We start from the raw sequence: 24,534 nt of genomic DNA, 5'->3' as shown, positions 1-24,534 counted from the left end.
GTGTCGGGGCGACAGGTTCCCACGTTCCATGCAAGAGCCCAGGCCAGGCTCGCGCCGCCTACATGCCGGACGCCGTCTGGGCAGTCGGCAGGCTCCCCCCAGACTTGTCCCGGAGCCCAGGTCTTGCCCCGGTTTCGACGCCACTGAAATCCGTTACGACACTTCATCAGCGGTTCGCTTCCGCTCGCCTTCCTGACCCACACCTGACGCGATCACACCGCGCCTTTTCCCGCAGCGCTCACCACGAACGGCACTTAACCGACGCAGCCTGCGGTGGTTTGGGACCTCCCCCTGCAGGGCGATCCCGGAGGACCTACCTCCATCTCCTGCACAGCACCGCTTCCAGAGGCTTCCACATCGACGCCTCCTTCAGCGTTCGTGGCACACGACCTGCACGGATGAATTATCGACACCGGCACCGTCCAGATGCCGCGGAGATGTTGCCGAGCACGAGGGACAGGACGGTCCGTCATCACGAAGTCCGCTTCAAAGCAAACTCAGGACATACTCGCCCAGTTCATTCTCGGAATTTCACACCGGTCTTGACAATCTTCACCACATCCAGATGACAACCCGGTTATTACCAGGTGAAGCCTGATGGCGGCACCTTCCCGACGTCGGGAGTCGCGATTAGCGTTCCGCCGGAACCCCCAGCCACAGGAGGAAGACATGGCACGACGCTGGATCGCAGGACTGGCCACAACGGCATTATTGTTATCGGCGACGCCCGCACATGCTGCGGTGAGCGATGCGGACCTCGCCTATCGGTGGGCGCCGATCCACTATCAGGACAGCGCATCTTCCAAGTACATCGCCGATTATCTGGCATCCGTCGATTACGACGGCGACTGGAACACCCGCAACAACTGGGACAACCTTGACGCGAACGCCTCACGCCTGGCAGGCACGGTCTACTACTCGGTGGTGGAGACCGGCACCCACTGGTTCATCACCTACGGCTACTTCCACGCCCGCGACTGGAAACTGCTCGGTTCACACGAGAACGACATGGAAGGCCTACTGCTAACTGTGAACAAGGACGGCAGCACATTCGGCACACTCCAGGCAATGATCACCCTGTCCCACGACAACTTCTACTCCTACACACCGACGGGCAGCCCGTTCACCAACGGACGCGAGAACATCGACGGCACGCTGATCACGCAACTCTGGGACGGCGAGCAGCATCCGACGAGTTTCCAGGAGACCAAGGGACACGGCTGCAAGGCATGGAACGGCGCCGGCTTCCCCGGAGGCGACGGCATCATCTACTTCCCCAGCCGCGGCGCCGGCGAGGTCCCCTCCGGCGGCAACGACCGCTCAGTCGCCTACCAATTGGTGGACATCTTCGGCCCCGGCGGCCTATGGGAGCGCCGCAACGACCCCCAGCCGTACGCCTCCTGGGGAACCTTCGCCGGAGACAACGGCACGGACAACGCCGCCCACGCCCCGTGGGCCTGGGACGACTTCAACGACGGCAGCGACCTACAGCAAGGCGTCATCGCCACAGATCCCGCCTATCTGACTGCGGTGTACTTCGGCAACCTGGGCACCTTCAGCCTCGACTACACGCGCAATACTTACCGACAGTAAATCTGGCTATTTACCGATTTCCCGGCCGTCGATGCCCAGCTTGAATCCTGCGATGCCGCGTACTTTCAGATGTCATCGGGCGAGGAAGCCGAGGCCGGAAAGTTACTTGTCTATCGGCTCCTTGGCAAGGATGACCACTAACTTGGTCGACGCTTATCGGGTATACGAGATGTTTGCGGAGACCGGCACATTGACCAAGACGGCCACACTTGCGATCTTGCCGTCCACAGCGATCTACCATAGTGTCGACTACACGATGGTCGAATCCCGCAAGTACGAAGCGGTCCCGAAGTTTCTGCGCACATTGGAGCATGGACAGGTCTGCCCCGGGGTTGTCAGCTCCATCGAACGGTTCGGCGTATTCGTGGACCTCGGCGACGCTGATGGACTGATATCCATGATCAATCTGTCATGGCGCCGGTTCGAAGACGCTTCCGAGATTGTCCAGGTCGGCCAGAATGTAGCCGTAGTGATCCTAGATATCGATCTTGAGCGTGAGCGGCTGTCGCTATCACTGAAGGCACTGCAGGATGATCCATGGATAGAGATCGCACGAACGCGCCTCGGTGAAGTACTGACAGCCCCCGTTACCAAGATCATCCCAATCGGCACCTTCGTCGCAGTAGCGGAGGGCATTGAGGGCTTCATCCATATCTCTGATTTCCGCGGCGAGGAATTACCTTCGGAGGGCCAGAACCTGACGGTTCGCATCACCGATATCAACCTCCGTCACCACCGCATCAGACTCGCACTCGTCTAGGCAATCGCTCCCAGACGTTGGTACCAGGTGTAATTGCGGATGTGGACACAACCGGGGACGCCGCTGGCCTGGGGGTCGGCCTCGGCCGCCAGCAGCTTGGCCGCTCACTGCCCCGGGATGACCTCGTCAGGCGCTCAATGACCTACGCGACCTCGCCGTCCGAGCCGTTCAGCACGAACATCACTTGCCCCAATGGTTCACGATCTTGACACTTCACCCATCCCGGCCTGCGAAAACGCCCATCTCACTTTGCACCCGAAAGGCGCGGGCCGCGCTGGGCCATGAGGAGCGTTCGCGCAGGTCAGTGGGTCCGATGCCAGGTGCCTAGACAGCGTGCTAAACAGCCAGGGCTTGTACTGCTATGTGTCTCTGTGAACGCTACAGCAGACGACGCTTACAAGCAGGCCTCCGGCGGGGACACTCAGCTCCGGGATGATCGCAGTGCAGAGCCGGTCGGTTCGTAGCTGGCTGAGGTGGAGCCTGATCTCCCACCCACCTCGCCCCAGGCAGAACTCGCGGCCGTGATCGTCGTGCCAGATGCGTGCCCAGAACGGACGGTGATCAGCGGGACTCGCGGTCTCTCCGACCAGCATTGACCTGCACCCCTGTTTCCCAGGTCATAGCCCGCGATTCGGGGGAGACGACATGAGTCCTAGGTTATATTTGCTGCATGGCGTGGGATATCATCCTCCTGGAACCTGTGGAGACGTGGTTCCTGAAGCTCTGCGAGTCCGATCCGGACACCGCGGCGCTAATTGAGCAAGCCATCGACCGCCTCGCCGAGACTGGACCCACGCTGGGGCGGCCACTCGTCGACACCTTGGAACATAGCAACCTCAAGAACCTGAAGGAGCTTCGGCCGGGCTCACGCAAGCGATCAGAGATTCGGATGCTCTTCGTCTTCGAGTGCGCCACGAGGCGCTGTCAGTTCCGGATGGGGGTGCAAGACCGCCCATCTTCTGGCCGTCGTAGCGGTTGGATGAAGCTGGAGGCAGCCTGAACCGGGGATCGCCGGGAAGGGTGGGAGCAGCCTCGACAAAGTCGTGTCGGTTCAGTACCGCCGGATGGGCCGGGCACGGTGAGCAAGGTGGATAGGTACACGCAAGGAACCGGTCGCGTTACGCCTCTTAACGGATACCCGCTCAAACCTGGTGGATATGGGCTGGGGCGCGGTGCGCACCCGCCGCCTTGGCTGCGGGGAACTTCTGGTCGGGTCTTCGAAGCCTGGGCTGGGAGGTCACGGTGAAGGTCTACGGCGTAGCCGTGGCGATGCCGCAGGGGTAAAGCCGGGTGCCTCATCCGCTGATCGGATGGCAGTGAACGTGGGAACCGCTCGTGACCGTTCTTCAAGACAATCGCCCCCGCCAGGGGTGTGTCGGGAGATAGGCCCGATGTCGGCCGAAGGTCGGGAGCGGGGCGGAGCCGTCGTAGTACTCCGAGCCGGGGAGAGCCCGGCACATGGGGAAGGACGGCAGCGCGTCAGACAGGGAAGGAATGCAATGTCCGAAGATGCGCCGGTGAATATCGGCGCTGTGAGGTGGCCGGACCCCGAGTCGGCGGCGATCACGGTACGGAGGATGCAAACCAAGCTGCACCATTGGGCGCGGGAGGATTCATCCCGCCGATTCGATGATCTGTACAACCTCGTCTACGACCCGGCGTTCCTGGTGCACGCGTGGGAACGCGTGGCCGGGAACAAGGGAGCGGCAACCCCGGGCATCGACAAGGTCACTGTGCCGATGGTCGAGGTCTGGGTTGGACCGGAACGGTACCTTGACCGGATCCGGGAACAGCTGGAATCCCAGGAGTTCCAGCCGGTAGAGGTGCGGCGGGTGCTGATCCCCAAAGCAAGCGGGAAGCTGCGCAAGCTGGGCATCCCCCCCATTGCCGACCGGATCGTGCAGGCCAGCATGAAACTGGTGCTCGAACCCATCTTCGAGGCGGACTTCAAACCGTGCTCATACGGGTTCCGTCCCAACCGGCGGGCGCACGACGCGATTGCCGAGATCCACTATTTTGGCTCGAACCCGAGAAGGTACGAGTGGGTTCTGGAAGCGGACATCAAGGCGTGTTTCGACGAGATCGAACACAACGCTTTGATGGATCGGCTGCGGGCCAGGATCAAGGACAAACGGGTGTGCACGCTGGTCAAGGCGTTTCTCAAGGCCGGAGTTCTCACCGAACTCGGCGGGCGGGAAGACACCCTGACTGGTACTCCGCAAGGCGGGATCCTCTCACCGCTCCTGGCCAACATCGCCTTGTCCGCGCTGGACGACCATTTTGATCGACAGTGGCGTGAGGATATGGGGACCGAAGGGAAGCGGCGCTGGCGCAAGAAGACCGGCAGGGCGAACTGGCGGCTGATCCGTTACGCCGACGACTTCGTCGTCATGGTGTCCGGGCAACGCGAGCACGCCGAGGCGGTGCGCGAACAGGTGCAAACGGTCCTGGCCCCGCTGGGGCTGCGGCTGGCACCGGAGAAGACCCGCGTGGTCCATATTGATGAGGGCTTCGACTTTCTTTCTTTCACTGTGCGCAGGCGCAGAAAGCGGGGAGCGCTGAAGCACTACGTCTACGTCACCGTGTCGCGGAAGGCTGCACAGGCCATCAAGGACAAGGTGAGGCAGGCGACGTACAGAACATCCCGCCAGGGTATGGAGTTCGACGAGCTTCTGTTGAAGCTCAACCGCATGCTGGTGGGCTGGGCGAACTACTTCCGGCATGCGATCGCCAAGCGTTTGTTCTCCCGGATCGACTACTTCACGTGGCACCGGATCATGCGGTGGCTTCGCCGCAAGTACGAGGGCAAGCACCGGCTCGGAATGCCGGAGATGCGCCGTCGCTTCTGCGACAAGGGGTGGCGTTTCGCCTGGAAGGGAGTCGTGTTCACCGGCGCAGCCCGTGTCAGGGTGGACAGGTACCGCTACCGCGGCTATTCAATCCCGACTCCATGGACATCGACTCCGACAGCCGCCCCGACGGGCGGTTGAACCACATGGGCAAGACGCGTGGAGAGCCCGGTGCCGAGAGATCGGCACGCCGGGTTCGGGAGGGGGTCCTCGGGAAACGGGTGGCTGGTGACAGCGCACCGCGCCCGAGGGCCTACCTCACCCCCGACCGGGCAGCAATCTTCTTGGTCGCAGGTGATAAAGCCGGACAATGGTCCCGATGGTATGACGAAGCCATACCGCTAGCCGAAGCCCGCTACTCCGATTACCGAGCGGAGCAAGACAGGGAGACAGATCGATGAGTACCGCTCGCCGGTGGCAGGACGTTAAAGCCGAGGCACACCGCCGTCACCCTGAACTGGCAGACCCGGAACGTCAGGCCAAGGCCCGTGCCGAACTCGACGCCTACATCGCCGGCCACCACCTCAGTGAACTCCGCAAGTCCACGGGAAAGACCCAAGCCGAGGTCGCCCAGATCCTGGGCGTGTCTCAATCTCGAATCTCTCAAATCGAAAACGGCAACATTGAGGCCATGGAACTGGAGACCCTACGCGCCTACGCCGCCGCGCTGGGCGGGCATCTGGACATCACCATCAGTGTCGGCCCCCACTCGGTCAAGGTGGCATAGCCTCGTCAATGCTGCGCTTAGCGAGTGGCTGGTTCATACCAACTATCGCCAGAACGGCGCATGGGTTCAGCTGGTACAGCTCGCCATGGCGTGGCCATACCTGTCAATCGAGGTCGACGATCGGCGCACTGGCTGATCCAATCGCCCCGTCCCGCCCTCGCTGGTAATGCCAATCGCAACGCGAGATGCTTCGCGATGGGTCAGGAGGCCGCGAGGCCCAGCAGATCGTTGGCTATGTTGCGCACCTGGTCGGTGGGGCCGCGGAACCACCAGCTGTGGAATCGATCGTTGGCCGTAGCCGCTTCGCGTGGCACGCCTCGTGTTTCGATTTCGGCGAAGCCGCCGAGGTCGCCGTCGTCGTTGTAGACGTGCAATGAGTCGCCGCGATGGTCCGGGGCGAAATCGGGGGACTCGCGATACTCGGCAGAGGGGTCGCTGGGGTGGTGGCGGATCAGCAAGATGGCTTCGCCGCCTGGTAGGTCGCGCCACCAGCCGATGCGGGCGAAATGATGCAGGGCGTCGAAGCCGAGCTTGAAGCGGTTCTGTCCGGTTAGGGTGATCCGGGCGCCGCCCCGGGGGAAGCGTTCGACGAATGAGCCGGCTGGCTCGTAGTAGTCGGTGATTCGTAGGCCGGGTGTCGCCGGTATGAGGGCCTTGCCTCCACCCGGGACTTGGTCCAGTAGCCAGATTTCTGGGCGTTCCCCGGCATTCTCGTGTGAGGTCCTCACTTCCTGGCAGTAGCCAGCCACTCGGACGTCTCTGAGTTGTTCGTGAGGAATCGGGGGAGGTAGCGGGCTGATTGTGGTTTGGGTTCGGAGGGCGAACGGATTCCCGTTCGTGCGGTGGTTGCGCAGCCGTACCGTGTTATGGAGAACCACCGGGCCGGGGTCGGCTTCGAGTCGGTGTTCTCCGGGATCCATGCTGGGTGGGACGACGAAAGTGCCCCAGTAGTCGGTGCCGTCCTCGATGATGTAGTCGGCCTCCGCGCCGATCCACATTCGGTGACCGCCCAGATTCCAGGCCCCAGAGTTGAGGAGTTCGTGGAACCGTTCGGCGGAGTCGAAGGTTTCGGGCAGCCAGTTCGAGCATGAGCCATCGGGCCAGAACGGTCCGTACACCCGGCCGCCCCGCTCGGAGACGATGAGCGCGGCCTCGCCGAGGGGCACCTTTCGCCAGGGGACGGCGTTCTCGTCGAGTCGGGCGACGACGCGCTCCCACGCGGTCGTCATGCGGGTTCCTCGGCCATGGCCGGCGCGATCTTGCCGGTGAACTGGTCGGATGGCAGCCCGGACAGGTGCTTCACGATCGTCGACGTGGGCAGCACGTCGGCGTACTTGGCGTTCATGTCGAACAGCGCCATCGCGTGGGAGGACTCGAAGCGGTCGAAGCACGCCTCCTCGGCCACCACCGTGTTGATGCCGTAGGAGAACGCGTCGACCACCGTCGCGCGGACGCATCCGCAGGTGGTCGTGCCGCAGACGATGAGGCAGTCCGCGTCCAGGTCCCGCAGGTAGGTCTTGAGCGCGGTGTCGAAGAAGACGCTGGGTGCGCGCTTGTGGAGCACGATGTCGCGCTCCTGCGGAGCGACCTCGCGCACGATCTCCTGCGGGCCGTAGCCGGGCACCGAGGGCGGCTCACCTTGGCGGACCGTACGCCACAGGCCTTCGCCGAACCCGTCCGGGCGCGGGTCGTAGCCGGTTGAGTAGAAAATCGGGAGGTTGCGGGACCGAGCGGCCTCCAGCAACTGCCGGATGTACGGAATCGCGGCCCAACCGTAGCTGCCGCACGAGTTGTACCAGGTACGGACCGACTCGGTGATCGGCTCGTCCACGTGGCCCGTGAACGCGTAGCTGACGTCGATGACCAGGAGGGCGGGCCGCGACCCCAGCTCAAGATTCATGCCGTGCCCGCTCACTGCGAGAACCGACTTGTCGGTCTCGGTCAGGAACTTGTCCCACACTGCCATGGGTGACTCCTTCGATAAGTAGAGGTCAGCCGAGTCGGCTGGCCGCCCAGGACGCGATGTTCTGCCACATCGGCGCATATCCGTCCCACCCCACGAACGACTGCGGGGCCCAGTGCGGACCGCAGTCGGAGGTGAAGGCGACGGCGCGGCCCTGGCCATGGCTCCATGCCGCCAGCAACGGGGCGTCGTCGACCGTGGCGATCACCTCGGCCTCCGGGCGGGCCGCGACGACGTTGTACCCGAGCAGCGACGGCCACTCGGCGGGGACATCGGCCACGAGCGGGTGGTCGGGGAGCCGTACGAGGGGCGCCACGCCGGCCGGTCGCTCGGCGCGGTCGTCGTGGTCGAGCAGCGTCACCGGCAGCGCCCGCTCGACGGGCGTGCCGGCGAAACGGGCCTTGCCGTCGATTCCCTGGAAGCTCAGGTAGCCGCCGACCATGACCAGGCCGCCGCCGGCCACGACCCAGTCATGGAGAACCTGGAGCCGGTCCGGGAGCGCCTTCCCGCGGACGAAGGTGTCCGGGTGGAGCAGGAGGGTGTTGGCGCCGATGTCGCTCAGGATCACGCAGTCGTACTGTCGCAGCTCCTCGACGGAGGAGGGGAAGTGCGTCGCCGCGACGTGCGCGGGCTGGTAGGTCACCTCCCAGCCGCCCGATTCCAGGGCGGCGTGCAACCAGCCGCCGCCTTCCTGATATTCCGTCGTGGTGAAGCTGTCGAAGCCCTTCTGGTGGATGCTGTGCACGGTCCAGGACTCGCCGACGAACAGGGTGCGCTTCATGATGTTGATCTCCACTCGTCCCTGGCGGGAGGGGGAGGCGAGTCCCCCTCCCCGCGTTCTCACTGGTCGCTGAGCATCTGGCTGACGAGCTTGTCCGGGTCGACGCTCGCGTCGAGCGTCCCGTAGGTCTTCATCAGCTCGATCCACGGCGTGAAGTCCTTGGGCCCGTAGTCCTGGTAGGTGAACTTCGGCAGTTGCAGCTTGAGCCGGTCGATGAGGGCGCGGTCCAGGCCGGTCTTCTTCTGCAGCAGGTCCGCGGCCTCGTCGGTGTGCGCGGCAACCCACGTCCCGCCCTCGTCGAGCGCCTTGCGCAGCCCGGCGATCGCTTCCTTGTGCCCATCGGCCCACTCGCCGGTCGCCATCATGAACGTGGTCAGCGCCGTGTCGCCCAGGATCTGGTACGGCCAGACCCCGAGGTCCTGAGCGCCTCGCTCCAGCGCGATCTGCGCGTGCGGCGGCGAGACGGCGACGACGTCGACCCGGCCCGACGTCAGCTGGTCCGGCATGTCAGCGAAGGCGACCTGGACGAACTGCACGCTCTTGGGGTCGACGCCCGCCTTGTCGAGGGTCGCCTTGGTGAGCATCGTGTTGGCGCCCGCGAGCGTGGCCGTGCCGATGGTCTTCCCGGCGAGGTCCTTGACGGACTTGATGCCGGAGCCGGGCGCGGACAGCAGGAAGAGCTGCTGGTTGTTGGGCTGATTGCGCTCGCCGCCGGCGACGATCCTGATCGGGATGCCGCTGGCGGCCGCGTTGATGCCGATCGGCTGCACGGTCCAGCCGACGTCGAACTGCCGGCCGAGGGCGGAGGGGATCTTGGTCGCGTCGCCGATCGGCGTCACCTCGACGTTGAGGCCGTGCTGCTTGAAGTAGCCCTGCTCCTCGGCGGCGTAGATCGCCAGGAGGGTGACCGTCGGGTTGGTCGTGGCGAGCCGAATGGTGGTCAGTCCCGGCTTTTCCGCCGGGGTGGCGCTTTCCCCGCCGCCGCACCCGGCGGCGACGAGCGCCAGGGCCGCCACTGCGACGACCAGCCTCAGCCGCATCCTCGTCTTTCTTCCTGGTGATCCTGTTCCTGCGATGTTGGGTTGAGCATTCATCAGGGTTCGACTCCTCTTGGGGGGTGTGGTGATGCGTCCCGGGGGCTCATATCGGCGCCCTCTCAGGTCTGCGGGGTCGGGCCTGTGAGCCGCCGAGAGCCGTGGCCACGCCTTCCAACCGTTGGGCGAGATGGTCGACGATGAGGGCCACGACCGCGACGACGCAGATGAGCCCGTACACCGTCGCCGACCGGTAGCTCTGCTGCGCGTAGAAGATCGCGGTTCCGGCGCCGGGGATGCCGGTCAGCATCTCGACCAGCAATGTGACGATGAACGTGATGGGTCCGGCGACTCGCAATGCCAGGAACACCGCAGGGAAGATCGCGGGGAAAAGGATCTTGCGCATGGTCGCGTACCCCGACAGGTGCAGGGTCGCGCCCACGTCGCGCAGGAGCGGGGGAATGTCGGCCGCGGCCGAGCGGGTCGAGAGGATCATCGGCCACACGGAGGCGAACACCACGGCAACGATCGCCATCCGGTCCGTGTAGCCCAGCAGGAGCACGAAGATCGGGACCGTGACGGCCGCGGGCATGACGCGCAGGAACTCGAAGGTGGGGTTGAGCGACCTGTCGAGGCCGGGCACCTCGGCCATGGCGAACCCGATCAAGGCTCCCAGCACGGTCGAGATGGCCAGGGAGAGGACGAACGTCTGGGTGGTCGCCCAGACGGCCGCCGGTAGGTCGCCGCTCCCCCACTCTGCCACGAGCGCGGCCCACCAGGTGGACGGCCGCGAGAAGTAGACGGACTGGTCTACTCCGAACAGCTGCCAGCCGGCGAGCAGCACGACCAAGGGGGCCAATCCGCGCAGGCGCCGCATCACACGACCCCCTGCCGGTGCCGGCCGGCGGCCAGGCGGCTCAGCCAGGTGAAGAGCCCGTTCAGGATGACGGCCGTCAGGCCGATGACGATGATGTAGCAGAACATCAGCTCGGCCTGCATGGCGTTCTTGGCGTTGTTGAGACTGTTGCCGAGTCCCGCCGGGTTGCCGATCATCTCCGTGACGACCGCGAGGACGAACGCCGAGCTCAACGAGAGCCGTAGACCCACCAGCACCGGACCCACCGCGGAGGGGAGCACGACCTGGACGAGCTCCCGGTACCAGCCCAGGTGCAGCGTGCGCGCCACGTCACGCAGCAGCGGCTCCACCGACTCGATCCCCCCGGCGACGCTGACGAGCACGGGCCAGATCGACACGTAGATTACGACCGCCAGCTCCATGTCCGAGGAGAGCCCGAAGATCAGCGCCGCGAGCGGCAGGAGCGCGATGGCGGGGATCAGGCGGACGGTGGTGACGGTCGTCATCGCCCAGTCGCGGACAATCCTGGACAGCCCGAACACGCTGCCGATGGCGATCCCGGCCGCGGAGCCGATGACCCACCCGGCCAGGCTGAGCGACAGGGTATGCCGGAAATCCGCCGCGAAGCCGTCGGACGCCAGCAGATCGGGCAGCTCGCCGAGGATGGCCGCAGGCCCTGGGAGGAACATGAAGTCCAGCACTCCGGTGCTGACCAGGAGCTGCCAGAGCGCGAGCAGGCCGATCCCGGTCACCAGCCCGGGAATGTTCGGCCGGGGGAAGGCCATCACGTGCCACCGACCCGGGAGCCGTGCATGATCGCGTAGATTTCCTGGCGCAGTCGCAGGTAGCGCGGGTCGGCCTTCGTCGTCACCTGGTCCCGGTCGCGGGGCAGGTCGACGGTCAGCTCCTTCGCGACACCGGCCGGGGAGCCGGCGAGCACGAGGATCCGGTCGCTGAGATAGATCGCCTCGTCGAGGTCGTGGGTGACGAACACGACGGTCATGCCGGTCTGCCGCTGGATGCCGAGCAGGGCGTCCTGGAGCGTGGCCTTGGTCATCGCGTCGAGCGCGCCGAAGGGTTCGTCCATCAGGAGGGCGAGCGGGTCCATCACCAGCGCGCGGGCGATCTGCACCCGCTGCTGCATGCCGCCGGACAGCTGCCGCGGGTAGTAGTGGGTGTTGCTCGCCAGGCCCACCATGTCGAGCGCGGCCAGCGCTCGCTCGCGCTGCTCGCCGCTGGGCATCGTGCCTTCGAGCCCGAGGCGGACGTTCTTCTCGACTGTGCGCCACGGGAGGAGCGACGCGGCGTAGTTCTGGAAGACCATCACGACGCGGTCCGGCGGCCGGGTGAAGCTCTCGCCGGAGAAACGCACGTCCGAGCCCTTCCCAGCCGGGTGCAGGCCGCCGAGCACGCGCAGCAGGGTCGTCTTGCCGACGCCCGATCCCCCGAGGAGCGAGACGAACTCCCCCGGCTCGACGTCGAAGTCGATCCCTTCGAAGATCGCCGCACTACCCTGCTGGTAGCTCGCGCTGACATTGCGGCAGCGGAACGCCGATGAACTCTGGTGCATCGTGGTCACCCCGTGGCGATTGGGAAGCTGTCGGCGAGGTGGATCTCGCGCTGCCACCAGGGGGCGTTCGAGATCGCGTGCAGCGCGGGCTCCCGGGCGAACAGGAGCGGCTTCGGCCAGCGCCAGGTCAGCGTGTCGAGGCGGCACGACCACTTCTGCGTCACGTCCGCGTAGTGCCGGTACTCGCGCTCCCAGCGCGCCAGGGCGGCGGGCACGTCCCCGTCGGACTCCTCGAGCGTGCGGGCCAGCGCGAAGGCGTTCGAGAGGGCCAGCCCGGCGCCCTGCCCGAGCAGCGGTGGCAGCCCGTGCGCCGCGTCGCCCAGGATCGCCGCCACCCCGGAGTGCCATCGTTTGGCCTGGACGACCATGTAGTTGTGCTGGAGGGGCTCGCCCGGGAGGCTCGCGATCCGCTCGAACATGGCAGCCAGCGCAGGGAAACTGGCGCTCCAGCTCTGCGCGTCGATGGGGTGTGCCACTCCGGCGGCGTCGTCCTCCGGACAGATCATGAAGACGTAGGTGGAGTCGGGGGTCGCCGGGGTCACTCCGACTCGCCGGTTCCCGGACCAGTGCATGGTGGTCCTGGCCACCGGCTCGAACTCGCGGCCGTCGAAGACGTACCGGGTGGCGACGCTCGGCAGCTTGCGGTAGGTCCTGGTCAGGCCGAGGCTCTCGCGTACCGCGGAGTGGTAGCCGTCGGCGCCGACCACCAGGTCCCCCGAGAAGGTGGCGCCGTCCTCGGTGACGACCTGACCGTCCGGAGTCGCGCTCACGACCTTCGAGCCGGTACGGATTTCGACACCCGCGTCCCTGGCGCCGGTTTCGAGGATGCGGATCAGGGACTCCCGCTTGAGCGCCCACATCCGCTTGGACTCCACCGTGCGTTCCTCGTGCCGGGTACGCCCCCGCCGGTCGCATCGGCGCTCGAACTCGATCTCGATACCGGCTTCGACCACGGCGTCGAACAGACCCAGGTGCTCCAGGACCGACAGCGGGTTGTTGCGCAGGTAGATGCCGGCGCCAACCTCGCGGACCTCGGTGCCGCGTTCGTGCAGCCGCACGGACCAGCCGCGTTGGGCGAGCAGGGCGCCGAGCCCCAATCCGGCGATCCCGCCGCCGACGATCTCAGCGTGCGGTGCCGTCATGACTCCCCCGTTTGCCGGAAGAAGGGACGCCCGCCGCTGGAACCGCCCACCGCGACGACGATCTCGTCGGCACGCGGGGCGTCCGGGATCGCGAAGGACGCCGTGAGGTTGTGCCCCCGGTGCGAGGGGTCGTTCTTGTGGATCATCGGCACCATGACCAGGCCGCCGATCGCCCCCCGCTTGCAGGTGGAGCTCATGTAGGTCTCGCCCCCGGCGAGGTCGCGCAGCACGTCGCCGAACCGCAGGGTCTGGATCAGCGCCGCGGCGTGCTCGATCGCGGCTCCCTCTCCGCCGAGGCTCGCCTTGCCGTACGCCTCGATGGACGCCGGACCGCCCAGCTGGTCGAGCAGGCGCGGCACGATGATCTTGGCGACCGCGGGGGCGCACGCGCGGATCTCGGGGTCGAGGTCCTCGACGTAGCCGCGGCCGTACCACGGGTTCTTGACCACCGCCGCGACCACGGACGTGCGCCACGGGACTTCTCCGATGGCCCGTCCACCCTCGCGGTAGATGACGTCGTTGACCACGTGGACCTTACGGACCGACAGTTTCATGCTTCACTTCCCGTCACGTGTGTGTCCGCCGCCATCGCCGCCCGGTCCGTCGCACGGCTGCCGAGTCGCGCGAACGGCCTCGCCCCGGAGGCGCCGCCGAGCGCCACGACGATCTCGTCCTCGCGCGGGGCGTCGACCAGGACGGCGTCGAAGGACATGTAGTAGTCGCGCAGCGAGTCGTCGTCCCGGTGCGTGCCCGGGAGGGTGATGCAGGTGCCGGCGGGGACGCGCGCGTTCGTGGAGTACAGCAGGCTTTGGGACTTGGTCACCGATCGCACGGCCGCGCCGAAGGAAGGCGTGTGGATGATGGCCGAGGTGTGCTCGATCTCGCCGCCGAGACCGACCATCGCGGCCCGGCCGTAGGCCTGGAGCCGGTCGGCGCCGCCGATCGCCTCGACGACGTGCTCGGCGAGGAGCCGGCCGAGTTCTGCCGCCAGGGGGAGGGCCTCGGGCGAGAGGTTCTCGACGAAGCCCCGGCCGAACCAGGGGTTCTCGATCACCGCGGCGGCGACGACCGTGCGCCATCCGCCGTCGTCGATGTCCCGCGACTCGTCGTGGACGAGGTCCTCGATGAAGATCGAGATCTTCCGGATTGCTGGATTCATGATCCTCTCCTGATGGGCTAGTCCTGCGCGGTGAGGCCGGCGAAGGCGGCCCCGACGTGGGTCGGCCGTCCGCCGACCAGGGTGAGCTCCGAGCGGATGGCCGGGATGTCGTCGTCGGCGACCTCGAAGTAGTCGGCGCTCAGGACCGCCAGATCCGCGAGCTTTCCGGGCTCCAGAGTCCCGGCCGACGTCTCGTCGCCGCCGAACCACGAGCTCCCGGCCGTGTAGGCGATCAGTGCCTCTTCGCGCGTCAGCAGCTGGGTGGCGTCCCTGCTGGGGCCGCGTCCCCGGTTGACGCCCGTGACCAGCCAGTGCAGCGCGTGCCAGGGGTTGGCCGAGGCGGCGACCATCGCGTCGGTGCCGGCGCCGACCTTCATGCCGAGGTCGAGCATGGTGCGCAGCGGCGGCGCCTGCCGTACGGGCTGCTCGCCGAGCACCTGGGCGAGGTCCCCGGCGCCCACCGTCATCCAGTGCTGCACCGTCACGCCGACGCCGAGCGCCCGCATGCGTTCGAGGGTCTCCGGCGTGGTGAAGTCGGCGTGCGAGATCGCGAGCCGGGCCCGCGCCCGCAGTTCCGGATCGAGCTCTTCCCAGACGCTGAGGAGCTGGCTGACCGTCGGGTCCGCGACACCGTGGATGTTCATCGCCCACCCGAGCCGGATGGCCCGCTCGCTCATGCGCGCGAACTGCTCCCGCTCCTCCGGCGAGAGCACGACCTGCTCCAGGCCGTCGGCGTCGTACCACCGCGCGCTCGCTATCTCGCCGATCCCCACGACCCGGAGCAGGTCGTCGCCGAAGCCTGGCCTTATGTAGGTCATGTACGCGTCGAGCTCGCCCTCCTCTTCATCGGCGCTGCCGAACACGTGCATGAAGAGCCTGACCCGCAGGTCGAGCTCGCCCCGCCGGTGCAGCTGGAAGAGCGGCCGGTACGCGTCGATGTTCATCCGGGAGCGCCCACCCATGTCCACCACGCCCGTCAGGCCGAACGCCGCCAGTTCGGCGACCAGCGCCTTCGTGGATTCGGCCGACCGGTCGACGTCGAAGTCGAGGGCGCGGCTCAGGCAGTGGTTGAACGCGGGCACGCCGGTGACGACCCCCGTGGGCTCGCCCGTGGTGTCGACCTCATACGCGCCACCGTCCGGTGCCGCACCGGCCCCGGTGACACCGCAGGCCGCCATCGCGCGGGTGTTAAGGAAGGCGCGCGTGTAGGACTCCTGCGCGTAGACCGGATGGCCGGGGGCCACCGCGTCGAGTTCGGCCCTGGTCGGCGGGCGCCTCTCGGCGAACTGCCCGGCGTGCCAGCCGCCGAGCACCACGATCCAGGCGCCGGCCGGTCGCGCGGCCGCCGCCCGGGAGATCACGTCGAGCGCCTCCGCGAGCGTGTTCGCGTCGTCCCACCGGGCCTCGTCCACCCAGTTCCGACCGGCACGGACGAAGTGGATGTGGGAGTCGATCAGTCCCGGCACGACTCGCCGGCCACCGAGGTCGACGACGTCGGTGCGGGCGTCGATCAGGCCGGACAGGTCGGCGTGGGACCCGACGCCGCTGATGCGGCCCGCGCGGATCGCGACCGCCTCCTGCGTCGGCCGACCGGCCACGCCCGTGGTGACGCGGGCATTCGTGAAGACGACGTCCGCCGGCCCTTGCCTCGATCCCCACATGCGCACTCTCTCTCCGATCACCGGAAAGTCCGGACTATCACTTCAAAACCGGACTATCCTGTCTGATACTCAAAAACCGGAGTATCCGGCCTTGGATTGGTTACGTTCCCACGCCAAGGGAGCGAGGTCAAGAAAGATTTCTGTTCGTAACATGACGGAAAACACGCTGATGATCGCGGGATACGAGGTCGGCCACCGGGGACTTCCCTGACTCCGATGCGTCTTGTACGCTGCGGCCCGTGGCAACGTTCCCATCAAGGTCGAGCTCATCCGGCCCGACGATCAGAGATGTCGCGGCTCGGGCGAACGTCTCGACGTCGACGGCCTCCCGAGTGCTCTCAGGCGCGAACAACGTCTCGGAGTCGGCCCGGCGAGCCGTGCTCACCGCGAGCAAACAACTGGGATATCGCCCCAACCCCAACGCCCGCGCCATGCGCGGAGCCGGGTCCAGCTGCGTCGGGATGATCGTCCCCGAGATCGGCAACCCGTTCTTCGCCGAACTGATCCAGGCGGTCGAACTCGCCTTGCAGGCCCACGACGTCGAACTGATCATCGCGGACGCGCGCAACGACGTGGCCACCGAGGCCGCCAGGCTCCGGTCGCTGGTCGCACGCCAGGTGGACGGGGTTCTCATCGCTCCCGTCAGCGCGACGGCGTCGAGGGCGGCGCTGGAGAGCGCCCTGCGGACGACCCCCATCGTCCAGATCGACCGCGACGTGGACTTCTTCGAGGCCGACTTCGTGGGCGTCGACAACTCCGCGGGCATCCGGTCCGTGCTCAGCCACCTGGAGTCGCGGTCGGTCCGGCACATCGTCTTCGTGTCCGGCGACGCCAGCACGTCGACCGGGGCCGCGCGGCTGGAGGCGTTCAGGACGCAGGCCCCGCGCTTCCCCGATCTCGTCGTCGACGAGCCCGTCCTCGGCGAGTTCACCCTCGACTTCGGCTTCCAGGCCGCCGGGACACTCCTGCGGCGCCCGCGGCTGCCCCAGGGCGTCGTGTGCGGCTCAGACCTCATCGCGACCGGCCTCATGCGCGCGCTGGCCCAGCACGGTGTCCACGAGCCCGACGACATCGTCGTCACCGGGTTCGACGGCACCCAGCTGTCCGAGCTGATCAACCCGGCGATGACGACCGTGCGCCAGCCGCTGGCCGAGATCGCCAAGGTGGCGGCGCACCGCCTCCAGGCCAGGATCGGCGGCGACAGCGGCCCACCCCAGCGCAGCCAGGTGAATCCCCAGCTCGTGGCCCGGAGCCTGCGATGAGCCGGCCCGACATCGTGGTCGTCGGCAGCCTGAACGCGGATCTCGTCCTGAACGTGGCGACCCTGCCGGCCCCTGGGGAGACGGTCATCGGCCGGCGACGACGCGAGGTCACGCTGGGCGGCAAGGGCGCCAACCAGGCGGCCGCCGCGGCCGCCGCGCTCGGCCTGCCGGGCTCCGTCGCGATGATCGGGTGTGTCGGAGACGACGCCGTCGGCCGCATGATGGGCGCGGACCTCGCCGCACGCGGCGTGGACGTCACCCGCCTGCGCGTCGTCAGCGGACCGAGCGGGCAGGCCATCGTCGCCGTCGACCAGCGGGGACAGAACCTCATCATCGTCGAGCCCGGCGCCAACGACGAGGTCGCGGCCGCGGACGTCACCGGCGACGAGGTACGCGACGCCCGGGTCGTCCTCATGCAGCTCGAGATCCCCCTGGAGACCGTCGCGGCGGCGGCCCGGATCGCCCGGGGAGTCGTGATCCTCAACCCGGCGCCCGCCCGTGGGATCGGTCCGCTGCTGCCGTACGTCGATCTCATCGTGCCCAACCGGACCGAGCTCGCGGTGCTCGCGAACAGCGATCCCGCGGCCGATCTCGACGAGGTCGTCCGGCAGGTCCGGTCCCTGGGGACGGTGTCACGCGCGGTCGTGACGCTCGGCTCCGACGGCGCGATGGTCGTCGACCCCGACGAGGGCGCCTTCCACATACCCGCCCCGGAGGTGCCGGTGGTCGACACCACCGGCGCCGGCGACTGTTTCTGCGGCGCCCTGGCCGCCTCGCTCGCGCGGGGCGCCGGGTTCCGCGAGGCCACCGAGACCGCCGTCCGCGCCGCCAGCCTGTCGGTCTCCGGCGTGGGGGCGCGGCGCATGTTCCCGCAAGAACTCGAAAGCAAGTGAGGAGCCCCGTGACAGCCGACGCGCAGGAGTACATCGACGCCATGGCCAGGAGCCGTGGGTACGTGCTCGATTACCACAAGATCATGGCCACGGCCGATTTCCCGGTCCTGCTGGCCGCCAACCATGTGGTCGAGGCGGCCTACCTCAAGCAGCGCACGCTCGACCGGCGCACCAAGGAACTGCTGTTCGTGCTCAGCCTGACGGTGCTGCGCGCCCCCAAGCCGCAGATCCGCAGCCACATCCAGGTCGCGCTGGACCTGGGAGTGTCGCCACAGGAGATCCTCGAAGCCATCGAGATCGCCCTTCCCGAAGCCGGTGTCGTCGCCTTCCAGTGGGGTGTCGAGGCCTGGCAGGAGGTTGTCGGCATCGAGCTCATGGAACCCGGCGTCGAAGTGCACGACGGCCAGTCACAGTGACCTGACCCGGCGGGCGCCTGCCCCTGCCTCAGAAGATCTCGTCCATCGGCATGTCAGGGTTCTTTAAGCACGTTTCGAGCTTTTCGAGCCACTCGAGCGTCTGCCGCGCCTGGACCAGCCAGAGGTGGAAAATCGCCCGCCGGCCGCGCCATATCCGTCCCTCGTGCTCCTCGGGCCATTCGGCCAGCCGTTTCTCGAGGGCCAGGGCCCGCCGCCGGTAGTAGGCCTGCTCGTTGCCGATCAGAATCTGCGCCTGCTCGTCGTCCAGGGCCCCGATCGCGATGAGTTTCAGCAGGCTGTCATCCCTGACCCCATGGTCTGCCTCGGTGTGCAGCAGCCACCGCTCCAGCTCCTGCCGACCCGCGTCGGTGAGGATGTAGTCGCCGTGCGAGCGTGACGACGCCCGATTCTCGACGAGCTCCAGCAGCCCGGACTCCGCCATCCGGGAGAGCTCCGCGTACACCTGCGTGGCGGAGGCCTTCCACAGGCGCTCGTAGTCCATCGCGAAGTACTGGACGAGCTCGTAGCCGTTGCGGGGAAGTCCTCGCATGAGATGCGTCATGATCGCATGCTTCAAGGCCATCCGTCGGCACCTGCTTCCTGTTGGGGGATTGAGAGTCGGTGCTGATCAGCCGACGCGTCACCCCGGAACCACACGGACGTGATCATAAGGGACCCTCCCCACCGAACGGCCCTTGTGTCCCGAACTCACACGACGGTAACGTCTTCGAAACAACACTCCCAAATTATAGTACGGAATGATACTACGGAAATTGACTATCCGACCTCGGAAGGGGGTGACACATGCTGTTCCGCTTCATCGTCCGGCGCGCGGTCGAATCGCTGGTGAGCCTCGCCGGAGCCTGCCTCCTGGTCTTCCTCGTCGTCCGCGCGGCGCCGGGCGACCCCGCGGGCAACCTGCTCGGCCCTCTCGCGACCCCCGCCCAGATGGCCGACCTGCGCGCGAGTCTCGGGCTGGACAAGTCCCTTCCCGCGCAGTTCGGGATCTGGGTGACCGGCGTACTCCACGGTGACTTCGGCACGTCGATCTCGCAGAACCGAGCTGTCGTCACCGTCCTCGGCGAGGCGTGGCGGACCACCGTCATGCTCTCCGCCCTCTCCGCTCTGATCGCCATCGTCATCGGCCTGGTCCTGGGCAATCTGAGCTCGCGCGGCCCTGCGCCCTCCCGCCGGGGGGCCGACCTGGCGGAAGCCGCGCTACTGTCCGCCCCGGAATACACGGTGGCGCTGGTCCTGCTGACCGTGCTGTGCGTGGTGGTGCCGCTGTTCCCCTCCGGGGGGCTGGGCACGGACGGCCTCGGTGATCTGCTCAGCCACCTGACCCTGCCGGCGCTGGCCCTCGCGCTGCCACCCGGGGCGATGATCGGCCGGTCCCTGAAAACCGCCCTCGCCAACCCGGCGATCGAGGAGCTGGTCCCGTCACTGCGGGCGCGGGGCATCTCGACGCCGGCCGTGCTCGCCCACGTCCATCGCAACGCCCTGCCCTCCGTCATCACGGTCACCGGCATCCAGGTGGGAACCATGCTCGGCGGCGCGGTCTTCGTCGAGACCATCTTCTCCCTTCCCGGCCTGGGCAACCTGGCGTTGCAGGCTATCGGGCCGCGTGACTACCCGCTTCTCCAGGGCGTGCTTCTCCTGGTCGCGATGATGTTCATCGGGATCATGCTCGTCGCGGACGTGCTCGCGGCGGTCATCGACCCCCGCATCCGGAGGGGGACGGCACGATGACCACCGACCGTTTCCACCGGCGGAGCACATTCCGGCGCCTTCCCCCGCACGGCAAGGTCGCTCTGGTGGCGATCCTCGTGCTCGCCGCGATCGCGATAGCCGGGCCGCTGCTGTCCGGGGCCGACCCTTACGCCACCTCCCCCGCCCAGCGGCTCCTGCCGATCGGCACGCCCGGCCATCTCCTCGGCACCGACACCGAGGGGCGCGACATGCTCATCCGCTTGATGTACGGCATGCGCACCTCGCTCGTCGCCGCCATCGCCCCGGTGCTCCTCTCGCTGATGATCGGAACCACCATCGGCCTGCTGGCCGGCCTGGGCGGACGTGTCGTCAACGCGATCGTGATGCGCCTGCTCGACATCACGTTCGCCTTCCCCGCCGTGCTGCTCGCCCTGTTCCTGGCGACGGCGCTCGGCCCGGGGATCGGGACGACGATCATCGCGCTGACCGCCGTCTGGGTTCCGCCCACGGCGCGCATCGCGGAGACCGAGGTCGCGCGCATCCGCGACGCGGACTTCGTCACCGTGGCCCGGGTGAGCGGAGCGCGGGTGCCGAGCATCGCGGTGCGGCAGCTGACCCCGGCGATCCTGCCGGGCATCCTCGCGTACTCCACCTCGCTGGTGGGCGGATCGATCGCCATCGTCGGCGGTCTCGGCTTCGTGGGCCTGGGCGCCCCCTCACCGCAGGCGGAACTGGGATCGATGATCCACGACCTGCAGGCGGCGCTCTACACCGACCACATGCTCGCCCTGCTGCCGGCCATCGTCACCCTGGTCCTGGCGATGCTCTTTCCGATCTTCGGTGCCGCGCTGGGCCAGGCCCTCGCCGGACGGAGGTCATCATGACCGGCCTGCTCAGCGCCAGGGATCTCTCGGTGACGTTCGGAAACGGGCGACAGCGGACGGCGGTCGTCCGGGGCGTCTCGCTCGACCTGCCGGAGAAGGCCGTGTTCGCCGTCCTCGGGGAGAGCGGCAGCGGGAAGACCATGCTCGCGCGCACGCTGATCGGCCTGGAACCGCCGGAGTCGGCGGTGACCGGACGGGTCACGTTCGCGGGCGCCGAGATCCGTCCCGCCAGGGCCGCGGTCCGTCGCCGCCTGCTCGGCAGCCAGATCGGCCTCGTCTCGCAGGATCCCACGTCATCCCTGGACGCGATGCGCACGGTCGGCGCGCAGCTGCGCGAGGTGCTCCGCCGGCACGAGGGGCTGGATGCCCGCACCCGCCGCCAGGAGGCGATCCGGCGGCTGGAGCAGGTGCACCTGCACCGGCCGGAGGAGGTGGTGCGGAAGTATCCCTTCGAGCTGTCGGGCGGCATGCGCCAGCGGGTGTCGATCGCGCTCGCGCTCTGCGGCCGGCCGCGTCTCCTCGTCGCCGACGAGCCGTCGAGCGCGCTGGACGCCATCGTGGGCGCGCGCGTTGTGGATCTGATCGACGAGTTGCGCCGCACCACCGGCACCTCGGTCGTCTTCGTCACGCACGACATCGGGGTCGCGGCCCGGATCGCCCACGAGGAGGTCGATCGCGTGGGCGTGATGCTCGGCGGGCGCTTCGTCGAGTACGGGCCGGCGACAGCGGTGCTCGCGCGCCCCCGGCATCCGTACACGCGCGCCCTGCTGGCCAGCGAGCCGTCGGCGTCGGTGCCGCGCGGCGAGCTGGCCACGGTGCCGCGCGAGCTCCGGACCGCCGAATGGGGTCCGCTCCAGCAGGTCGGCACGGATCACTGGGTCGCATCGGAAGTCACCGCATGAACGTCATCGAAGTCGCCCACCTGTGCAAGCGGTTCGGGAAGATCGCGGCGCTCGACGACGTGTCCCTCGTCGCCCGGCAAGGCATGACGGTCGGCATCGTCGGGGAGTCCGGCAGCGGGAAGTCCACGCTGGCGCGTGCCGTGCTCGGGCTGCAGCGACCGGACTCGGGGTCGCTGAGGATCCTCGGCCACGAGATCGTCCTCGGCGGCCGGATGCCGCGCGAGCTGCGCCGCTCGGTCCAGCTCGTTCCCCAGGACCCGCGCCACACCCTCAATCCCGCCCGCACCGTCCAGCGCTCGCTCTGGTTCCACATGGCGGCACAGGGCATCCGGCGGGCCGAGCGGAAAGCCCGCGCGCACGACGCCCTCGCCATGGTGGCGCTCACGCCGGACTACCTCCACGCCTATCCCGGCGAGCTGTCCGGAGGGCTGGCGCAGCGGGTCGCGATCGCCCGCGCGCTCGTCGGCGATCCTGCTGTCCTGGTGTGCGATGAGGCGGTCTCCGCGCTCGACAAGGGCGTTCAGGCGCAGGTGCTCAACGTGCTGTCGGAGCTGCAGCGCGACCGCCGGCTCTCCCTCGTCTTCGTCAGTCACGATCTCGCCGTGGTCGAGCACATCTCCGACGAGATCACCGTCCTGCGGCGCGGTCGCGTCGTCGAGACCGGCGCGACCCAGGACATCCTGCGCGCTCCCAAGGATCCCTACACCACCGAACTTCTCGCCGCCCGTACTGCGCACCCCCCGCTTCAAGGAGATGAAGAAGGATGAACCTCCACCGAAGAACCGCCCGCCGGGTCATCGCCATAGCAACCGCACTGACCGCGACGCTGCCGATGGCCGCCTGTGCCGGCGGCGCCGGCGACTCGCCGGCGACGCAACGCGTCCTCCGCATCGGCTCCAGCATGCCGTCGTTCCCGAACCTCGACACCGGGGGGATCACCAACGGCGGCTACGAAGGGCAGCGGCTGATCGGCAACAACATCTACGACGGGCTGACGCGGTGGGATGTCTCCGACACCTCGAAGCCGCGCGTCATCGCGCCCGGACTCGCCACGTCCTGGACGGTCAGCGACGACAGCACGGTCTACGACTTCCAGCTGCGCCCAGGGGTCACGTTCCAGGACGGCACGCCGTGGAACGCCGACGCGGCGGCGTACAACTTCGACCGCTACCTGAACCCCCAGGCGCCCCAGTACTCGGCGGCGGTGATCGGCAACTACCCCGTCCTGACGCGGATCAAGTCGGTGGAGAAGACCGGCGACCAGTCGATCCGAATCACCATGAAAGAGCCGTACGCCTACCTGCTGGACGACATCTACAACGTCTACATGGCCAGCCCCGACTCGCTGCGGAAGAGCGGCTCGGACGGGCAGTCCGCGCATCCGGTCGGGACGGGGCCGTTCTCCTTCGGCTCGATCAACTCGCAGGAACTGACCCTGAAGAAGAACCCGAACTGGTGGGGTGGCGCTCCCAAGCTCGACGAGATCGACATTCTGCTGATCCCCGACAACTCCGCCCGGGTCGCGGCGCTGCGCTCGCAGCGGGTCGACTGGATCGAAGGCGCCGACCCCGATGACCTGGCGGGTCTCAAGGCGGCCGGTTTCGTCACCACGGAGCGGGAGTTCGACTGGATCTGGGGCTGGGTCTTCGATCTGTCCAAGAAGCCCTTCGACGACCCCCGCGTACGGCAGGCGCTCAACTACGCCATCGACCGGAAGGCGATCGCCTCCGACCTGCTGCTCGGCACCGCCGTACCCGAGACCCAGACCGTGCCGGCGGCGAACCCCGCGTACGACGCGAACGACGACCACTACAGCTACGACCCGGCGAAGGCCAAGCAGCTGCTCGCCGACGCCGGATACCCCGACGGGTTCTCCTTCAGCCTCGGCTACATCACCTCCGGCTCGGGGACGATGAAACCGAAGACGATGAACGAGCAGCTGCAGTCGCAGCTCGCGAAGGTCGGCGTGAAGGTCAATCTCGTCCCGACGGACTTCTCCGTGATGATCACGTCCATCTGGGTGAACAAGAAGATCCCGGCGGACTGGGGCGGCTACAACGCGCCGTTCAGCATGGGCAACTTCTCCGAGTGGGGCAGCTTCATGTTCGGCTGCGACGGGCAGTCGGTCTCGCACTACTGCAACCCCGACGCGCAGAAGCTGATGGACGAGGCGCAGGTGACCGCCGACGAGAAGGCGCGGCTTGCGCTGCTCACGCAGGCCGCCCGGATCGTCACGGCGGAGGCCCCCTGGCTGTACGTCGTCAACGACAAGGCGCCCCGGGCCATGACCAAGGCGGTCACCGGCTTCAATCAGCCGATGTCCTGGTGGATCGACTTCACCCCCATTTCCACATCGATGTCGTGACCTCCGC

At 67.5% G+C, this 24,534-nt stretch carries 25 protein-coding genes; 13 read left to right on the top strand and 12 right to left on the bottom strand.

The genetic code is table 11. The features are described 5' to 3' along the window. The first annotated feature begins 669 nt into the window (after nucleotides 1–669). The 5 genes from Aple_RS35470 (at nucleotide 670) to Aple_RS35450 (ending at nucleotide 5,929) form a co-directional block, all read left to right on the top strand. Entirely contained in the window at nucleotides 670–1,593 is a 924-nt protein-coding gene (locus Aple_RS35470) for a hypothetical protein (RefSeq protein WP_155349117.1), read from the top strand. Nucleotides 1,594–1,762: 169 nt separating this feature from the next. After that, entirely contained in the window at nucleotides 1,763–2,353 is a 591-nt protein-coding gene (locus Aple_RS35465) for a S1 RNA-binding domain-containing protein (RefSeq protein WP_170321818.1), read from the top strand. A 670-nt stretch (nucleotides 2,354–3,023) separates the two neighbouring features. Beyond that, on the top strand, nucleotides 3,024–3,353 hold the full coding sequence (locus tag Aple_RS35460; protein ID WP_246264986.1) for a type II toxin-antitoxin system RelE/ParE family toxin: 330 nt from the start codon (nucleotides 3,024–3,026) through the stop codon (nucleotides 3,351–3,353). A gap of 499 nt (nucleotides 3,354–3,852) precedes the next feature. Beyond that, the gene (gene ltrA / locus Aple_RS35455) at nucleotides 3,853–5,343 is read left to right on the top strand and encodes a group II intron reverse transcriptase/maturase (RefSeq protein ID WP_155349115.1); all 1,491 of its coding nucleotides are present in this window, start codon (nucleotides 3,853–3,855) and stop codon (nucleotides 5,341–5,343) included. A 256-nt stretch (nucleotides 5,344–5,599) separates the two neighbouring features. Next, a complete protein-coding gene (locus tag Aple_RS35450; protein ID WP_155349114.1) occupies nucleotides 5,600–5,929 on the top strand; it encodes a helix-turn-helix domain-containing protein in 330 nt (109 codons plus the stop codon). A gap of 200 nt (nucleotides 5,930–6,129) precedes the next feature. Here Aple_RS35450 and Aple_RS35445 read toward each other — a convergent pair whose 3' ends face one another. The 11 genes from Aple_RS35445 to Aple_RS35395 all read right to left on the bottom strand — a co-directional run bounded on the left by Aple_RS35445 (nucleotide 6,130) and on the right by Aple_RS35395 (nucleotide 16,116). After that, a complete protein-coding gene (locus Aple_RS35445; RefSeq protein ID WP_155349113.1) occupies nucleotides 6,130–7,158 on the bottom strand; it encodes a hypothetical protein in 1,029 nt (342 codons plus the stop codon). Further along, nucleotides 7,155–7,895, bottom strand: a complete 741-nt coding sequence (locus Aple_RS35440) for an isochorismatase family protein (RefSeq protein ID WP_170321817.1) — start codon at nucleotides 7,893–7,895, stop codon at nucleotides 7,155–7,157. The genes Aple_RS35445 and Aple_RS35440 overlap by 4 nt, the downstream gene beginning before the upstream one ends. Before the next feature lie 25 nt (nucleotides 7,896–7,920). Continuing rightward, the gene (locus Aple_RS35435; protein WP_155349111.1) at nucleotides 7,921–8,673 is read right to left on the bottom strand and encodes a glutamine amidotransferase; all 753 of its coding nucleotides are present in this window, start codon (nucleotides 8,671–8,673) and stop codon (nucleotides 7,921–7,923) included. A 59-nt stretch (nucleotides 8,674–8,732) separates the two neighbouring features. Beyond that, entirely contained in the window at nucleotides 8,733–9,713 is a 981-nt protein-coding gene (locus Aple_RS35430; RefSeq protein ID WP_170321816.1) for an ABC transporter substrate-binding protein, read from the bottom strand. A gap of 100 nt (nucleotides 9,714–9,813) precedes the next feature. Next, nucleotides 9,814–10,584 carry an ABC transporter permease gene (locus tag Aple_RS35425; protein WP_155349109.1) on the bottom strand — a complete coding sequence of 257 codons (771 nt, stop codon included), beginning with the start codon at nucleotides 10,582–10,584 and terminating at the stop codon, nucleotides 9,814–9,816. Next, on the bottom strand, nucleotides 10,584–11,348 hold the full coding sequence (locus Aple_RS35420; protein ID WP_155349108.1) for an ABC transporter permease: 765 nt from the start codon (nucleotides 11,346–11,348) through the stop codon (nucleotides 10,584–10,586). The genes Aple_RS35425 and Aple_RS35420 overlap by 1 nt, the downstream gene beginning before the upstream one ends. Continuing rightward, complete coding sequence (locus tag Aple_RS35415) at nucleotides 11,348–12,133, bottom strand: ABC transporter ATP-binding protein (protein WP_155349107.1); 786 nt, start codon at nucleotides 12,131–12,133, stop codon at nucleotides 11,348–11,350. The genes Aple_RS35420 and Aple_RS35415 overlap by 1 nt, the downstream gene beginning before the upstream one ends. A 5-nt stretch (nucleotides 12,134–12,138) precedes the next feature. Next, nucleotides 12,139–13,275 (bottom strand): FAD-dependent oxidoreductase, encoded by a 1,137-nt coding sequence (locus Aple_RS35410; RefSeq protein WP_155349106.1) that lies wholly within the window; start codon nucleotides 13,273–13,275, stop codon nucleotides 12,139–12,141. Continuing rightward, nucleotides 13,272–13,829, bottom strand: a complete 558-nt coding sequence (locus Aple_RS35405; RefSeq protein WP_155349105.1) for an amino acid synthesis family protein — start codon at nucleotides 13,827–13,829, stop codon at nucleotides 13,272–13,274. The genes Aple_RS35410 and Aple_RS35405 overlap by 4 nt, the downstream gene beginning before the upstream one ends. Beyond that, nucleotides 13,826–14,434: an amino acid synthesis family protein gene (locus Aple_RS35400; RefSeq protein ID WP_155349104.1), complete on the bottom strand. Its 609-nt coding sequence runs from the start codon at nucleotides 14,432–14,434 to the stop codon at nucleotides 13,826–13,828. The genes Aple_RS35405 and Aple_RS35400 overlap by 4 nt, the downstream gene beginning before the upstream one ends. 17 nt (nucleotides 14,435–14,451) lie before the next feature. Continuing rightward, nucleotides 14,452–16,116 carry an amidohydrolase gene (locus Aple_RS35395; protein ID WP_170321815.1) on the bottom strand — a complete coding sequence of 555 codons (1,665 nt, stop codon included), beginning with the start codon at nucleotides 16,114–16,116 and terminating at the stop codon, nucleotides 14,452–14,454. A gap of 218 nt (nucleotides 16,117–16,334) precedes the next feature. On the opposite strand from Aple_RS35395, the gene Aple_RS35390 reads away from it, so the two are divergent. Genes Aple_RS35390 through Aple_RS35380 form a run of 3 tightly spaced genes read left to right on the top strand, consistent with a single transcriptional unit; the run spans nucleotide 16,335 to nucleotide 18,666 of the window. After that, nucleotides 16,335–17,357 carry a LacI family DNA-binding transcriptional regulator gene (locus Aple_RS35390; RefSeq protein WP_155349102.1) on the top strand — a complete coding sequence of 341 codons (1,023 nt, stop codon included), beginning with the start codon at nucleotides 16,335–16,337 and terminating at the stop codon, nucleotides 17,355–17,357. Next, entirely contained in the window at nucleotides 17,354–18,250 is an 897-nt protein-coding gene (locus tag Aple_RS35385; RefSeq protein ID WP_155349101.1) for a ribokinase, read from the top strand. The genes Aple_RS35390 and Aple_RS35385 overlap by 4 nt, the downstream gene beginning before the upstream one ends. 8 nt (nucleotides 18,251–18,258) lie before the next feature. Further along, a complete protein-coding gene (locus Aple_RS35380; protein WP_218038663.1) occupies nucleotides 18,259–18,666 on the top strand; it encodes a carboxymuconolactone decarboxylase family protein in 408 nt (135 codons plus the stop codon). 28 nt (nucleotides 18,667–18,694) lie between these two features. Here the strand turns inward: Aple_RS35380 and Aple_RS35375 are convergent, their stop codons facing one another. Then, nucleotides 18,695–19,228, bottom strand: coding sequence for a PadR family transcriptional regulator (locus tag Aple_RS35375; RefSeq protein WP_170321814.1), 534 nt, complete (start codon nucleotides 19,226–19,228; stop codon nucleotides 18,695–18,697). Between the two features lie 242 nt (nucleotides 19,229–19,470). Between Aple_RS35375 and Aple_RS35370 the strand changes: the two genes are divergently transcribed. Genes Aple_RS35370 through Aple_RS35350 form a run of 5 tightly spaced genes read left to right on the top strand, consistent with a single transcriptional unit; the run spans nucleotide 19,471 to nucleotide 24,527 of the window. Then, nucleotides 19,471–20,415, top strand: a complete 945-nt coding sequence (locus Aple_RS35370; RefSeq protein ID WP_155349099.1) for an ABC transporter permease — start codon at nucleotides 19,471–19,473, stop codon at nucleotides 20,413–20,415. Beyond that, a complete protein-coding gene (locus Aple_RS35365; protein ID WP_155349098.1) occupies nucleotides 20,412–21,260 on the top strand; it encodes an ABC transporter permease in 849 nt (282 codons plus the stop codon). Before Aple_RS35370 ends, Aple_RS35365 begins: the two co-directional genes overlap by 4 nt. After that, the gene (locus Aple_RS35360; protein WP_155349097.1) at nucleotides 21,257–22,162 is read left to right on the top strand and encodes an ABC transporter ATP-binding protein; all 906 of its coding nucleotides are present in this window, start codon (nucleotides 21,257–21,259) and stop codon (nucleotides 22,160–22,162) included. The genes Aple_RS35365 and Aple_RS35360 overlap by 4 nt, the downstream gene beginning before the upstream one ends. Then, nucleotides 22,159–22,929, top strand: a complete 771-nt coding sequence (locus Aple_RS35355; protein WP_155349096.1) for an ABC transporter ATP-binding protein — start codon at nucleotides 22,159–22,161, stop codon at nucleotides 22,927–22,929. The genes Aple_RS35360 and Aple_RS35355 overlap by 4 nt, the downstream gene beginning before the upstream one ends. Beyond that, the gene (locus Aple_RS35350) at nucleotides 22,926–24,527 is read left to right on the top strand and encodes an ABC transporter substrate-binding protein (RefSeq protein WP_155349095.1); all 1,602 of its coding nucleotides are present in this window, start codon (nucleotides 22,926–22,928) and stop codon (nucleotides 24,525–24,527) included. Before Aple_RS35355 ends, Aple_RS35350 begins: the two co-directional genes overlap by 4 nt. Nucleotides 24,528–24,534 lie beyond the last annotated feature (7 nt).

Origin of the sequence: Acrocarpospora pleiomorpha (assembly GCF_009687885.1) — a bacterium.
Taxonomy (GTDB): domain Bacteria; phylum Actinomycetota; class Actinomycetes; order Streptosporangiales; family Streptosporangiaceae; genus Acrocarpospora; species Acrocarpospora pleiomorpha.
Note: the sequence above shows the minus strand (reverse complement) of the source record. Positions and strands in the feature narration are given on the sequence as shown.